We start from the raw sequence: 14,751 nt of genomic DNA, 5'->3' as shown, positions 1-14,751 counted from the left end.
CATACGCTGCAGGTGCCACTTCGAATAGCCGGCGCGCCCCGCTACGGTGTCCAGATCCAGACGTGCTTCAATGTTGTTATCAATCCAGTCGATCAGATCGTGAATAAAAGCGTCGCTCATCATCCCATTCTCTCCCGTCGCCATGGCGAACAGTATCAGTATCAGTTGCAATTACACTTTAAGGGTGACTGACTATCGCACTTAATGCAAGTTTTATTATTGCATTAAATGCCGCACTCGCCGTAGGGGCTTTCGCTACCTGTTACGAATTGATCAAAACCGCACATAAAGTGTATCAGATATTCTTGCAGATGCAGTTCGCCCAAGCCTACACTCCTGTGGTTTTAATGCAATCTTAAAAGTTGCAGATTTTTCGTACGTCTCCTTTCTTTTTCACCAACGCGGAATAACAACAATGCATCTGCAAACATATGGGGTTCGTCGGGCCGTAAGCCTGTCAGGAGTGATGTTGCTGGGAAGCCTGCTGGCCGGTTGTGATCGCGGTGTGGCGCAAAACGCGCCGCCGCCTCCGCCCGAAGTGAGTGTCGCGCAGGTGGTGCAACAAAAAGTCAGCCAGTGGGATAGCTTCAATGGCCGCATTGAAGCGGTGCAGAGCGTGCAGCTGCGTCCGCGCGTCTCGGGCTACATCGATCAGGTTAACTATCGCGAAGGCGATGAGGTGAAGAAAGGTCAGGTGCTGTTTACCATTGATGACCGCACCTACCGCGCCACGCTGGAGCAGGCGCAGGCCGAACTGGCCAGCGCGCGTAGCCAGGCGGCGCTGGCCCGCAGCGAGTCGGCCCGTACCGACAAGCTGATCGGCACCCAGGTGGTGTCGCGCGAAGAGTGGGAACAGCGGCGTTCGACCGCCAGTCAGGCGCAGGCCAGCGTGCTGGCCGCCCAGGCGGCAGTCGATATGGCGCAGCTGAACCTCGACTTTACCCGCGTCACCGCGCCAATTGATGGTCGCGCCAGTCGGGCGATGATCACCACCGGTAACCTGGTGACCGCCGGCGACAGCGCCAGCGTTCTCACCACGCTGGTTTCGCAGGACCGCATGTACGTCTACTTTGACGTCGACGAAGCGATTTATCTGCAGTACCAGGCGATGGCGCGTCAGGGCCAGAACCGCGGTTCGCTGCCGGTAGAGATTGCGCTGACCGGCGAACAGGGCTATCCGCACCGCGGCACCGTCGATTTTCTCGATAACCAGCTGACCGCCAGCACCGGCACCATTCGCATGCGCGCCACGCTCGACAATCAGCAGCGTCAGTTTACCCCAGGCCTGTTTGCCCGCGTGCGGCTGCCGGGCAGCGCAGAATTTAACGCGCTGCTGGTCGACGACGGCGCGGTACTGACCGATCAGGATCGTAAATACGTTTACGTGGTTGATGCGCAGGGCAAAGCCGAACGCCGCGATGTTCAGCTGGGCGATCTGGCTAACGGTCTGCGTATTGTGCAGCAGGGTCTGAAGCCAGGCGACAAGGTGATTGTCAACGGTCTGCAGAAAGTGTTCATGCCCGGTATGCCGGTAAAAGCGCAGCCGGTGGCCATGCGCTCCGCTCAATAATAATCGAGACTGCCCGTTATGGATTTCTCCCGCTTTTTTATCGACCGACCGATTTTCGCCGCGGTCCTGTCGATTTTGATATTTACCACCGGACTGATCGCCATTCCGCTGTTGCCGATCAGTGAATACCCCAACGTGGTGCCACCCAGCGTGCAGGTGCGCGCAGAATATCCCGGTGCCAACCCCAAAGTGATTGCTGATTCGGTGGCAACGCCGCTGGAAGAAGCGATCAACGGGGTGGAAAACATGATGTACATGAAGTCGGTAGCCGGCTCAGATGGCGTGCTGGTTACCACCGTGACCTTCCGCCCGGGAACCGATCCCGACCAGGCGCAGGTCCAGGTGCAAAACCGCGTGGCGCAGGCTGAAGCGCGTCTGCCGGAAGAGGTGCGTCAGCTCGGCCTGACCACCCAGAAGCAGTCACCTACCCTGACGCTGGTGGTGCATCTGTTCTCGCCCCACGGCAAGTACGATTCGCTCTATCTGCGTAACTACGCCACGCTGAAGGTGAAAGATGAGCTGGCGCGCCTGCCGGGCGTCGGCCAGATTCAGATCTTCGGTGCCGGTGACTACGCGATGCGCGTCTGGCTCGACCCGAACAAAGTGGCGGCGCGCGGCATGACCGCCGGCGACGTGGTCAGCGCCATGCAGGAGCAGAACGTGCAGGTTTCTGCCGGGCAGCTGGGCGCAGAGCCGACGAAGAAAGAGAGCGATTTTCTGCTGTCGATCAACACCCAGGGTCGGCTGGAAGATGAGGCGCAGTTTGGCAACATCATCCTGAAAACCGCCGATGACGGCACGCTGGTGCGCCTGCGTGACGTAGCGCGCATCGAGATGGGCTCCGGCAGCTATGCCCTGCGTTCGCAGCTGAACAACAAGGATGCGGTTGGTATCGGTATCTTCCAGTCGCCGGGCGCAAACGCCATCGACCTGTCAAATGCGGTACGCGCCAAAATGGCTGAGCTGGCAACGCGCTTCCCGGATGACGTGCAGTGGGCCGCACCGTATGACCCGACGGTGTTTGTGCGTGACTCGATCCGCGCCGTGGTCCAGACGCTGTTCGAAGCCATCGTGCTGGTGGTGCTGGTGGTGATTCTGTTCCTGCAGACGTGGCGCGCCTCGATCATCCCGCTGCTGGCCGTGCCGGTGTCGGTGGTCGGGACGTTCAGCGTGCTCTATCTGCTGGGCTTTTCGCTCAATACCCTGAGTTTGTTCGGGCTGGTGCTGGCGATTGGTATCGTGGTCGATGACGCCATTGTCGTAGTGGAAAACGTCGAGCGTAACATTGAGCAGGGTTTGACACCGGTGGCGGCCGCGCACCAGGCGATGCGCGAGGTCTCCGGACCAATTATCGCCATCGCCCTGGTGCTGTGTGCGGTGTTCGTACCGATGGCCTTCCTGTCGGGCGTGACCGGCCAGTTCTACAAGCAGTTTGCCGTGACCATTGCCATTTCGACGGTGATTTCGGCGATTAACTCGCTGACGCTCTCGCCGGCGCTGGCGGCGAAACTGCTGAAGGCACACGGTGCGCCGAAGGACCTGCCAACGCGCCTGATCGATCGCCTGCTCGGCTGGGTGTTCCGGCCGTTCAACCGCTTCTTCCAGCGCAGCTCGGACGGCTATGAATCGATGGTCGGCAAAACCCTGCGCCGGCGCGGTGCGGTGTTTGGCGTGTACGTGCTACTGCTGGCCGGTGCCGGCTTCATGTTCCACACCGTGCCCGGCGGTTTTATTCCGACCCAGGATAAGCTGTACCTGATCGGTGGCGTGAAGATGCCGGAAGGCTCCTCGCTGGCGCGTACCGATGAAGTGATTCGCAAGATGAGCGAAATCGGCATGAACACCGAAGGCGTGGCCTATTCGGTTGCTTTCCCGGGCCTGAATGCGCTGCAGTTCACCAATACGCCGAATACCGGCACGGTGTTCTTCGGTCTGAAGCCGTTCAGCGAGCGCAGCCGCACTGCGGCGGAGATCAATGCTGAGATCAACGCGAAAATTTCCAAAATCCAGCAGGGCTTCGGTTTCTCCATTATGCCACCGCCGATTCTTGGCCTGGGCCAGGGATCGGGCTATTCGCTGTACGTGCAGGACCGCGCCGGCCTTGGTTACGGTGCGCTGCAAACCGCGATAAATACCCTGTCCGGTGCGGTGATGCAGACGCCTGGCATGATGTTCCCGATCTCCTCCTATCAGGCCAACGTGCCGCAGCTGGATGTGCAGGTTGATCGCGACAAAGCCAAAGCGCAGGGCGTATCGCTGACCGATCTGTTCACGACGCTGCAGGTGTATCTGGGTTCCTCTTACGTCAACGACTTCAATAAGTTTGGTCGTACCTGGCGTGTGATGGCGCAGGCTGACGGGGATTTCCGCGACAGCGTGCAGGATATCGCGAACCTGCGCACCCGTAACGATCGCGGTGAGATGGTGCCGATTGGCAGCATGGTGAACATCACCACCACCTACGGTCCGGACCCGGTGATTCGCTATAACGGCTATCCGGCGGCCGACCTGATTGGCGATGCCGATCCGCGCGTGCTCTCTTCCGCGCAGGCGATGGAGAAACTCGAGGCGATGTCCAGCCAGGTGCTGCCGAACGGCATGAATATCGAATGGACCGACCTGAGCTATCAGCAGGCAACCCAGGGCAACACCGCGTTTATCGTGTTCCCGGTGGCGGTGCTACTGGCGTTCCTGGTACTGGCGGCGCTGTATGAGAGCTGGACGCTGCCGCTGGCGGTGATCCTGATCGTACCGGTGACGATGCTCTCCGCACTGGTCGGCGTGTGGCTGACCGGCGGCGATAACAACGTGTTTGTCCAGGTCGGTCTGGTGGTGCTGATGGGGCTGGCATGTAAGAACGCCATCCTGATCGTCGAGTTCGCCCGCGAACTGGAGATGCAGGGTAAAGGGATTGTGGAGTCGGCGCTGGAAGCCTGTCGCCTGCGTCTGCGCCCTATCGTTATGACCTCCATCGCCTTTATCGCCGGCACCGTGCCGCTGATTCTGGGCGAAGGTGCGGGCGCCGAAGTGCGTGGCGTCACCGGCATCACCGTGTTCTCGGGCATGCTGGGGGTTACGCTGTTTGGCCTGTTCCTGACGCCGGTGTTCTACGTGACGCTGCGTAAGCTGGTGACGCGCAAGCAGCAACCGGCGGTGGAAACGCAGACGGTGTAAACGCTAAGGAGTAAAACCCATCCGGGCCATCGTGCCCGGATTTTTTTTGCCTGGCGCGGCATGATGATGTTACACAGCAACAGCGCGCCTCTGCGCCAGAGCACAGCAGCGGGATTTCATAGGATTTACAGGGGTAGATTGCGCGTACAGAAGCGGAATGGCAAGGTGCGCATCAGCGATGCGCACGGGAGGTTAGCGGTCTTTTTTGCAGAGTTCGGCGATTTCGAGGTCAGGCAGCGGTTCGCAGTTGCTGGTATCGTGCTTTTTCAGCTCGTTAAGGGCATCGGCGACGGTGCGGGTTTCCAGCACTTTAAGCGACGCCTCTTCCGCTTGCTCCGCGATCGATTTGAAGTACCAGCACAGGTTGGCACTGACCAGGCAGCGCGGTGCGACATCGGGGCGCGACGCCCACAGTTTTTTGTCTTCAATCACTGAGGTGTAGATATCGCGCAGCGTGATCTCAGCGGCCGGACGACCCAGATGGATCGAGCCGGTACGGCCAAGCGTCGAGACAATGATGCCATCGCGCGTTAACGGAACCATGAGTTTCCGAATGAAACTGGGGTTCGCTTCAAGACCGTACGCCAGAATGGCACTGGTCGAGCGTTTACCCAATTGCTCCGCCATCGCTACGCTCAAAACCATCTGCAAAGCTGTCGGGAAGCGGTAATCTAGCATTTCTGTATCCTGAGTTGCGGCCTATCTTCTTGTTTTCATACCGCGGCAGTGAATAATCAATGAGCAATAAATATAACAAACACTGTTGCTTTTTAGAATACCGAAAATGCTTTCCGCCCGTGACTAACCTGCGCTATTACCCGCCTTAATATCTACTTAAGCTATTGAATTTAGATAAAAATACTCCAACAGGGCATGCCGCTGACCGCTTTAGCACTCTGAGCCTTGCGCAACAATATGCGCGATGTGTCACTTTTTTGCCCCCACCGCTGTAGCTGCGGGCTGGCAAAGGACGTTGTGACAAAGGGACGATTATTTCTGCACGCGTGGTGCGCCGTGTGCGCAACCCACTCTCAGACAAACCATTGTTTCTGAGTAAGAAACAAAAACACGCCGGCCAAGGGGGCTGCGTCAGGGTCGATTAACCGGCTTCTGAAAGGAATAATATTGATCCGTGTCAGGATTCCCTTGCTATTTTTTGCACAAAATGCGCGCCGCTACTATTTTCGAGGCGCGAAATAATGTCTGTATTATCCCCGGTCGTCGGCGCACTATTGCTGACCGTTCTCCCGCTGATGGTAGGCATCATCACGGCGGCAACCAGCTGCCTGAACGCGCCAACCTTATGGCAATGCGTACGGATGGCACCGCTGCCTTTCATTGTCTCGGCTGGCTGCACTCTGCTGTTAAGCGCGTTGTGTTGCCTGCTGCAATATCTGACGGATCGCCACTAAAGCGCAGCAGCGGCCATCTCTGCCCGTTAGCCGTCAGTGGCGGTTTCAACCTGCGGATTCCGGAGCGCCTGCCGGCAATTTCCGCTTCAGCACCACCACCAAAAGCACGTTGATGAGCGCCAGCCCGCATAACAGCCACAGCGTAGCCTGCGCACCGGAATGCTGGAAAATATAGCCGCCAATCAGCGGTGTGAGCGCCTGACCAATCAGCGCCGGTCGCGCCATGCGGCCAACCACAATGGCGTACTCTTCCGGTTTTACCATCGCCAGCGGCAGCGTACCGCGCACGATAGCCCGCAAGCCATTCCCTGCACCGTACAGCACCATACTCACCAGCGCCCACGCGGGATAACAGGCCAGCAGCAGTAATCCCAGCGCCACCAGTCCGACCGAGAAGAAAGTGGTCCAGATGGGATGGCCGCGTTTGAACGCCATATCGACAATGCGCGACGCCACCTGGCACGGCCCCAGCAGCGTGCTGATCGCCAGCGCGGCGCTCAGCGAATGCCCGCTCGCCTGCAGCAGGGTAATCAGCTGCACCGATATCGCCGTCATGATCACCGACGCGAGGGTAAAGATGCTGCACAGCAGCCAGAACAGCGTGGGAGCCAGTGAATTCTGTGCGGTATGCCGTTGCGTGGCTTTTGGTATGGATGGCGTACGCGGCGCCGGCAGCGCATACAGGTAAGCCGGCAGCACCGCCAGACACAGCAGCGCGGCAATAGCCAGACAGGCGCCGCGCCACTCCAGCCAGTGGATCAGCAGCGCGATGCCGGGCCACACCAGCGAGGTACAGAATCCTGAGATCAGCGTAATACCGGTAATCGCGCCACGCGCCTGGCCGCCATATAAGGTGCCCAGCGTGGCGAACAGCGCGTCATACAGGCCCATCGCCATACCCGCGCCGATAATCAGCCAGGCAAAAAGAAACAGCGGCAAACTGTGGCTCAGCGCCATGATCACCAGCCCGAGCGCCATCACCGCTCCACTCGCCGCCAGCAGCCGGCGACCCTGTGCGCGGGCAATCAGCCGGCCGCACAGCGGTGCCAGCAGGCCGGAGACCAGAATGCCAAGCGAAAGTGCGCCATACACCCACTGCTGCGACCAGCCGGTTTCCGCGATGATCGGGTTAGCCATCACGGCCATCAGATAAAACGATCCGCCCCATGACAGGATCTGCACGGCGCCGAGCGTGACGATAGCGGGCGCGCCCGGTTTTGGCTGATACTCCACAGCTAATATCCGTTAACAGGTAAATCACGGTTATAACATGTTCATCCAACAGGAAAAATGCCCGCGCGCCCTGTTGAGCCGAATTCCACACCGGGGTTTCAGCGATTGGATGGATAAATCTTATTCCAGTATGTTGTAACTAGTATGCCTGCTTGCTCGCCGCGTCATTCAGTGCCACCCTTTGGTATGTTGTAACTATGGAGAACCGCGATGGCTCGCTATGATTTGGTGGCTGATTTACATGAATGCGTCAATACGCTGGAGCGCGAACTCACTGCACTGCGGGCGTCGGTTGAACAGCAGCCGCTGTTGCTGGCGCGCGTGTTCAGCCTGCCTGAGATCGAGAAAGGCAAAGAGCATGATGAAATAAACCGCATCGCGGTGACCCAGCATCTCGGTAAACGCGCGCGCGAAATGGCCCTCGCCCACTATTGTCGCCTGTTTATGCAGCATCAGTCAGAAAAACTCAGCACCAAAGCGGCGGTGCGTCTGCCTGGCGCCCTCTGTATTGAGGCAGATGAGGCGGCCAGTCAGCGACTGGAGCAGCAGGTCACGACCATCAACACCCTCAAGCAGCGGCTGGAGCAATTGATTACCGTCGACTCCGGCCTGCCGAGCGAGGCGCGTTTTGAGTTTGTGCACCAGCATCTGCGTGGCCTGATCACGCTCAACGCCTACCGCAGCGTCACGCTACTGCAGGCGCCGGATACGCTGCGTTTTGGCTGGGCGAATAAAAACATCATCAAGAAGGTGACGCGCGAGGCCATCGTCGGGCAGCTGGAGCGCAGCCTGAAGGCGAACCGCGCGCAGGCGCCGTGGACGCGCGAACAGTGGGCTGAGAAAGTGCAGCAGGAGCTGGAGCGGGTGCGGTCATTGCCGGACGGCGCGCAGCTGAAGATCAAGCGGCCAGTCAAAGTGCAACCTATCGCGCGGCTGTGGCGCGCCAGCGAGAAAAAACAGCTGCAGCTGGCCTGCCCTTCGCCGCTGCTGGTGTTGTGTCGCGATCGTACGCAGGTGCCGACGCTGGGTGAACTGCTGGATTACGATGCTGAAAACATCGCGCACCGTTACAAGCCGCTGGCGCAGCCGCTGCATCTGATCATCCCGCGGCTGCATTTATGGAGTGACCGTCTGTAAGGCAAAAAAACAGCGCGACAGGTCGCGCTGTAGTGTCCGGCAGTAAAGCTATTGCTTCATGCTGCCAACCATCTCTTCCGGCCGCACCCATTCGTCAAACTGCGTTTCAGTCAGGTAGCCGAGCTTCAGCGCCGAGGCTTTCAGTGTCAGCCCCTGTTTGTGCGCCTGCTTGGCAATTTCCGCCGCTTTGTCATAGCCGATATGAGTATTCAGCGCGGTAACCAGCATCAGCGACTCGTTGAGCAGCTGATCGATGCGCTCGCGGTTGGGCTCAATGCCCACCGCGCAATGGTGATTGAAGCTGTCCATGCCGTCGGCTAGCAGCCGTACCGACTGCAGGAAGTTGTGGATCACCATTGGCCGGTAGACGTTGAGTTCGAAGTTACCGGATGCACCGCCCATGTTCACCGCCACGTCATTGCCCATCACCTGACAGCACAGCATGGTCAGCGCTTCACACTGCGTTGGATTGACTTTGCCTGGCATGATCGAGCTGCCGGGCTCATTTTCCGGAATGCTGATTTCACCGATGCCGCAGCGCGGACCGGACGACAGCCAGCGCACGTCGTTAGCGATTTTCATCAGCGAGGCGGCCAGGCCTTTCAGCGCGCCGTGCGCATGCACCAGCGCATCGCAGGTCGCCAGCGCTTCAAATTTGTTGGGCGCAGTGACAAAGGGTTGCTGCGTCAGGTCGGCCAGCGCTTTCGCAACGCGCACCGCATATTCCGGATGGGTATTCAGGCCGGTACCGACTGCGGTACCGCCCAGCGCCAGCTCGGCGACGTGCGGAATACTGTGTTCGATGTGCTTCAGATTGTGCTCCAGCATGGCAACCCAGCCGGAAATCTCCTGGCCGAGCGTCAGCGGTGTGGCGTCCTGCAGGTGGGTACGACCAATTTTAACGATGTCTTTAAACGCGGCGGACTTCTCGCTCAGGGTATTTTTCAGCACCTCGATTTGCGGGATCAGCTGTTCGCGCAGCGCAATCACCGCGGCAACGTGCATCGCCGTCGGGAACACATCGTTGGAGCTCTGGCTCTTGTTAACATCATCATTCGGATGCACTTTGCGTGACATGCCGCGCTCGCCGCCCAGCAGTTCGCTGGCGCGGTTAGCCAGCACTTCATTCATGTTCATATTGGTCTGGGTGCCGGAGCCGGTCTGCCAGATGGCCAGCGGGAACTCGTCGCTGTGCTGGTCGGCCAGCACCTCGTCAGCGGCGTCGATAATTGCCCCGGCCCGTTCAGCCGGCAGCAGCCCCAGATCGCGGTTAACCTGGGCGGCGGCGCGCTTGGTCAGCGCCAGCGCGTGCACCAGCGCCACGGGCATCTTCTCGGTGGAGATGCGGAAGTGCTCCAGCGAACGCTGCGTTTGTGCGCCCCACAACTTATCTGCCGGAACTTCGATCGGACCCATTGAATCTTTTTCAATGCGGTTGGCTGCCATGACTACGTCTCCTTAGCTCAGATTTTGAGGTTTCCGCCTAAGTCGTCTTCCCGCGACGCCTTAGAGCGAGCAAGATTGTCACATACAAGAAATTAACATTATGCGAGCCCATCGCGTTTATTGCACTTGTTCGTGTATTTTCTATGGCACTTTCTGCTTTAATACGCTTATTTACTTACCGTTATTAAGGGTAAACGATGCAAAAATTGAACAATTCGCTGCAAAATTACGCATGGGGCAGCAAAACCGCGCTGACCGAACTCTACGGCATCGAAAACCCGCAGGGATTGCCGATGGCGGAATTATGGATGGGCGCGCACCCGAAAAGCCCTTCTACCGTTGAAGTGAACGGCGTCACCCGTTCGCTGCGTGACGTGATCAATGACGATCAGGTCGCGACGCTGGGCGCAGCGGTAGCGCAGCGTTTTGGTGAGCTGCCGTTTCTGTTTAAAGTGCTGTGCGCCGATCAGCCGTTATCGATTCAGGTGCATCCCAGTAAAACTGCCGCTGAAGCCGGTTTCGCGCGTGAAAACGCGGCGGGCATTCCGCTCAGCGCCGCCGAGCGCAACTATAAAGATGCTAACCACAAGCCCGAACTGGTTTATGCCCTGACGCCGTTCCAGGCGATGAACGGCTTTCGCGAACTGCCTGAGATTGTCTCGCTGCTGGAGCCGGTCGCGGGCGCGCATCCGCAGATCGCCCATTTCCTCGAAAACGCCAGCGAAGCCGCGCTGGCTAAACTGTTCGCTACCCTGCTGTCGCTGAAAGACGAGAGCAAAACCCGCGCGCTCGGCGTACTGAAATCCGCGCTGAACGCGCGCGAAGGCGAACCGTGGCAGACCATCAAAACCATCGCCAGCGACTATCCGGACGATAATGGCCTGTTCTCACCGCTGCTGCTGAATGTCATCACCCTGCAACCGGGTGAGGCGATGTTCCTGTTCGCCGAAACGCCGCATGCCTATCTGAAAGGCGTGGCGCTGGAAGTGATGGCCAATTCGGATAACGTGCTGCGCGCCGGCCTGACGCCGAAATTCATTGATATCCCGGAACTGTTGGCCAACCTGAAGTTCGAGGCCAAACCGGCGGCGACGCTGCTCACGCAGCCGCAGACGCAGGGCGACAGCCTCAACTTCCCGATTCCGGTAGAGGATTTTGCCTTCGCCATCCACACGCTTTCGGCCACGCCGCAAACGCTGGCACAGCACAGTGCCGCCCTGCTGTTCTGCATTGAAGGCCAGGCGGTGATTGAAAAGGCCGGGCAGCAGCTGGTACTGCAACCGGGCGAATCCTGCTTTGTCGCAGCCAGCGAGTCGCCGGTGAGCGCGGCGGGGACCGGTCGTCTGGCGCGGGTGTACAACGCGCTGACGTGAGGCGGCTGACGCCTGCAGCATTAACTGCTATTATTTCAAACTATTAATTAAAAAACGCCTGCGGGCGTTTTTCTTCACCCGTCGCGCGGCCCAACGGTATGCGCACGCAAGGATAAGGACGACTCAGCGATGAAAAAGACCAAGGTTGCCGTAGGTGTGATTGTGGCGCTCGGCGTAATCTGGACTGGCGCAGCGTGGTTTACCGGTAAACAGCTGGAAAGCCACATGGATGAGATGCTGCAAAATGCCAACAGCCAGATCAACGCGTACGCGCCGAATAGCCGTCTGACGCTCAGCTATCAGGATTACCAGCGTGGCGTATTCAGCAGCAAAACCAAACTGGTGATTCAGGCCAGTTCGCAGACCGAAGACAATCCGCTGCTGAAGCCGGGTCAAAGCATCGTGCTCAACGAAACCATCGACCACGGTCCTTTCCCGTTTGCTCAGCTGAAGCGCGGCAACCTGATCCCCAGCATGGCCTCGGTGCACACCGAACTGGAAAACACCGATGCGGTGAAGAAACTGTTTGAACTGACCCAGGGCAAATCGCTGGTTAATGCCGATACCCGCGTTGGTTACAGCGGCGCGACCGATACCGCGCTGCACCTGCTGCCGGTGGATTACAGCAATGCGCAGACCGGTGATCGCCTCGCCACCAACGGCGGCACGCTCAACGTCAGCGCGGACAGCAAAGGCGACAAAATCAGTCTGCAGGGCGACTTCACCAGCATCGCCGTCACCAGCAAAAACCAGCTGCAGCAACCGGTGCTGTTTACCCTTAACGGTCTGAAGCTGGGCGGTGACACCCACCTGAGTCCGGAAGGCGTGCGCGTCGGCGACCAGACCATCACGCTGGATAAGCTCGACGCCAGCATCAACGGTCAGGAAGGCCTGACGCTGGAGAAGCTGGACGGGAAGTCCTCGTTCGACAACAAAGACGGCAAGATTGGCGGCCAGATTGATTATCAGGTCGATAACATCAGCCTGCAGAAACAGCCGTTCGGCGAAGCTAAACTGGCGATGAAATTTGCGCAGTTTGATGCTCAGGCGGTGAAAACCTTCTCCGACCAGTACAATGCGCAGATGCAGGATCTGCTGAACCAGCCTGGCGTGGTGGACGATCCTATCCGCTACCAGGCCAGCGTGCAGACCATTTTGAGAAATAACCTGCCGACCCTGCTGAAAGGTTCGCCGACCGTAAGCGTGGCGCCGCTGAGCTGGAAAAATGACAAAGGCGAGAGCACGTTCAACCTTAACGTCGGTTTTAACGATCCGGCGACCGTCACCGGTGAACCGCAGAGTCTGGGTGCCGCTGTGGATCGCGTGCTGAAAACGCTCGACGGCAAGCTGAGCATCAATATGCCGATGGCGACCGAAGTGATGCGTCACGTCGGGCTGGCGGAAGGTTATCAGGGTGATGACGCGCAGAAGCTGGCCGATCAGCAGGTGAAAGGCCTGGCGGCGATGGGCCAGATGTTCCGCCTGACGCAGCAGCAGGACGATAACATCACTACCAGCCTGCAATACGCTAACGGTCAGGTCACCATGAATGGCGACAAAATGACGCTGGAGCAGTTTCTGTCGCGCTACATGTTAGGCGCGCCAACCAGCGAAGGCATGCCAGAGTAATCCCCGCGGCAGCCCGCTCCGGGCTGCCGTTTTCCCCCGGCAAAAAAATTTCACCCTTTTCTGCATCCGTTCAGCCGCACCGTACGTATATCCCTTTGTGAGCACCTTTCTGCTCCTTCAATGAGGATATATGATGAAAAAGTTAATCAGTCTTGCCGTTCTGTCTGCTGCCCTGCTTGGCGCTAACACTTCGATGGCGGCCATGCACACCGACTCGGTGATGGTGGGCGGTGCGGCAATGTATCCACAAAAAAACATTATTGAAAATGCCCTGAACTCGAAGGATCACACCACGCTGGTCGCTGCTGTTAAAGCCGCGGGTCTGGTCGATACTTTACAGGGTAAAGGTCCGTTCACCGTCTTTGCACCGACTAACGCCGCCTTTGCCAAACTGCCTGCCGGCACCGTTGATGCACTTCTCAAACCGGAAAACAAAGCCAAACTCACCAGCGTGCTGACCTACCATGTGGTCGCCGGTAAATATGATATGAAAGCGCTGGAGCAAAAAATTAAACAGGGTGGCGGTAAAGCCGAATTGAAAACGGTGAATGGTCAGCCGCTGTGGATTATGAACAACGGTCCGCACAATATTCAGCTGAAAGATGGTCAGGGTAATGTGGCGAATATCAGCACTTATGATGTTAATCAGAAAAATGGCGTGATTGATGTTATTGATACTGTTTTGATGCCTGAATAACTGTCTATACTCGGTAAGGTTAAATAAACCCGCCAGGAGTATTATGGACGCGTCTCAGGCTGAGCAACAAATAGCCTTAATCAGGGCGGTCGCCAGTGGCGATCGCCCTGCGTTTGAACAGCTGTACCGGCTGACGTCACCGCACCTGTTTGCGGTAGCGCTGCGCATGTTACGCCAGCGGGCGTGGGCGGAAGAGATTCTGCACGAGTGCTATATCACCATCTGGCACAACGCCGCGTCATTTAACAGTGCGCTAAGTTCGCCGCTTACCTGGATGACGCACATTGTACGCAACCGCTGTATTGACTGGCTGCGCAGCGGCTATGCCAGACAATTTAACACTGACGAAACCTGGCTCGACGAACACAGCAGCGCGCTGGATGACACCCGCATTGATGAGCAGTGCGATCCGCAGGTCGCCCGCTTACACCAGTGTATGAAGCATCTCAGCAGTGAGCAGCGCCAGTCTATCTCGCTGGCCTACTATCAGGGCTTGTCACATGCGGACATCGCCGGATGGCTGCAGCAGCCGGTGGGCTCGGTGAAAAGCTGGATTCGACGCGGGATGGAACATTTACGGGAGTGCGTAGGACTATGAGCGACAAGGTGCAGCGAGACGAAGCCCTGGCTGCAGAATACGCCCTCGGCACACTGCGCGGCAGCGCACGCCTGCGTTTTCAGCGCCGGCTGCAGGCCGAGCCGGCGCTGGCAGCGCGCGTGGCGCACTGGCAAACGCTGTTAGCCGGACTCGATCTGGCGCAGCCGCCGATCACGCCGCCGGCGACGCTATGGAAAAAAATCGTGCTTTCCCTGCCAGCGGAAACACGCACCGCGCCCAAACGTCGCACTCTGCCGTGGCTGGCGGCCGCCTGCGTCGCGCTGGGATTGGCGCTGTCGGCATACTGGCTGCGCGAGCCGGCGATGACGCCGTTAGCGGTACTGACCGATGCGCAACACAGTCAGCAATGGGTGGTGAGCGCCAGCCGCCGGCAGGACGTGATCAGTCTGGCGCCGCTGCAGGTCAGCGCGGTCAGGGCGGATCAGAGTCTGGAACTGTGGCTGATTCCGCCTGGCCAGGCG

The 14,751-nt window shown here is 58.5% G+C and carries 12 protein-coding genes and 1 pseudogene; 9 read left to right on the top strand and 4 right to left on the bottom strand.

All coding sequences use genetic code 11. From position 1 onward, the window contains the following. Positions 1-123: pseudogene (locus tag ERD80_RS22905) on the bottom strand (AraC family transcriptional regulator); the annotation flags it as partial. Between the two features lie 292 nt (positions 124-415). On the opposite strand from ERD80_RS22905, the gene ERD80_RS17205 reads away from it, so the two are divergent. Together ERD80_RS17205 and oqxB are read left to right on the top strand one after the other, a co-directional pair. Then, on the top strand, positions 416-1,570 hold the full coding sequence (locus ERD80_RS17205; protein WP_136547778.1) for an efflux RND transporter periplasmic adaptor subunit: 1,155 nt from the start codon (positions 416-418) through the stop codon (positions 1,568-1,570). A gap of 18 nt (positions 1,571-1,588) precedes the next feature. Continuing rightward, complete coding sequence (gene oqxB, locus ERD80_RS17200; RefSeq protein WP_058758475.1) at positions 1,589-4,744, top strand: multidrug efflux RND transporter permease subunit OqxB; 3,156 nt, start codon at positions 1,589-1,591, stop codon at positions 4,742-4,744. A 192-nt stretch (positions 4,745-4,936) separates the two neighbouring features. Here the strand turns inward: oqxB and ERD80_RS17195 are convergent, their stop codons facing one another. Continuing rightward, positions 4,937-5,422: an Rrf2 family transcriptional regulator gene (locus ERD80_RS17195; protein ID WP_031279147.1), complete on the bottom strand. Its 486-nt coding sequence runs from the start codon at positions 5,420-5,422 to the stop codon at positions 4,937-4,939. Between the two features lie 521 nt (positions 5,423-5,943). Here ERD80_RS17195 and ERD80_RS17190 point away from each other — a divergent pair. Continuing rightward, a complete protein-coding gene (locus ERD80_RS17190; protein ID WP_104092896.1) occupies positions 5,944-6,156 on the top strand; it encodes a hypothetical protein in 213 nt (70 codons plus the stop codon). Positions 6,157-6,201: 45 nt separating this feature from the next. On the opposite strand, the gene ERD80_RS17185 is transcribed toward ERD80_RS17190, so the two are convergent. Further along, positions 6,202-7,389, bottom strand: a complete 1,188-nt coding sequence (locus ERD80_RS17185) for an MFS transporter (RefSeq protein ID WP_136547776.1) — start codon at positions 7,387-7,389, stop codon at positions 6,202-6,204. 210 nt (positions 7,390-7,599) lie between these two features. Between ERD80_RS17185 and tus the strand changes: the two genes are divergently transcribed. Continuing rightward, on the top strand, positions 7,600-8,526 hold the full coding sequence (tus, locus tag ERD80_RS17180) for a DNA replication terminus site-binding protein (protein WP_059008706.1): 927 nt from the start codon (positions 7,600-7,602) through the stop codon (positions 8,524-8,526). A 48-nt stretch (positions 8,527-8,574) separates the two neighbouring features. Here the strand turns inward: tus and fumC are convergent, their stop codons facing one another. Further along, positions 8,575-9,972: a class II fumarate hydratase gene (fumC, locus tag ERD80_RS17175; RefSeq protein ID WP_136547774.1), complete on the bottom strand. Its 1,398-nt coding sequence runs from the start codon at positions 9,970-9,972 to the stop codon at positions 8,575-8,577. Between the two features lie 197 nt (positions 9,973-10,169). Here fumC and manA point away from each other — a divergent pair, with 197 nt between their 5' ends. The 5 genes from manA to ERD80_RS17150 form a co-directional block, all read left to right on the top strand. After that, positions 10,170-11,345 (top strand): mannose-6-phosphate isomerase, encoded by a 1,176-nt coding sequence (manA, locus tag ERD80_RS17170; protein ID WP_104186741.1) that lies wholly within the window; start codon positions 10,170-10,172, stop codon positions 11,343-11,345. A gap of 129 nt (positions 11,346-11,474) precedes the next feature. Further along, positions 11,475-12,974: a YdgA family protein gene (locus ERD80_RS17165; RefSeq protein WP_136547772.1), complete on the top strand. Its 1,500-nt coding sequence runs from the start codon at positions 11,475-11,477 to the stop codon at positions 12,972-12,974. A gap of 133 nt (positions 12,975-13,107) precedes the next feature. Continuing rightward, on the top strand, positions 13,108-13,671 hold the full coding sequence (locus ERD80_RS17160; protein ID WP_136547780.1) for a fasciclin domain-containing protein: 564 nt from the start codon (positions 13,108-13,110) through the stop codon (positions 13,669-13,671). Positions 13,672-13,714: 43 nt separating this feature from the next. Further along, the gene (locus ERD80_RS17155) at positions 13,715-14,269 is read left to right on the top strand and encodes a sigma-70 family RNA polymerase sigma factor (RefSeq protein WP_125309644.1); all 555 of its coding nucleotides are present in this window, start codon (positions 13,715-13,717) and stop codon (positions 14,267-14,269) included. Next, positions 14,266-14,751, top strand: a 486-nt coding sequence (locus ERD80_RS17150) for a hypothetical protein (RefSeq protein WP_136547770.1), incomplete at its 3' end; no start/stop codon positions are given. The genes ERD80_RS17155 and ERD80_RS17150, both read left to right, overlap by 4 nt.

The sequence above is a fragment of the Pantoea sp. R102 genome (genome assembly GCF_004916815.1).
In the GTDB taxonomy this organism is placed as follows: Bacteria; Pseudomonadota; Gammaproteobacteria; order Enterobacterales; family Enterobacteriaceae; genus Pantoea; species Pantoea dispersa.
Note: the sequence above shows the minus strand (reverse complement) of the source record. Positions and strands in the feature narration are given on the sequence as shown.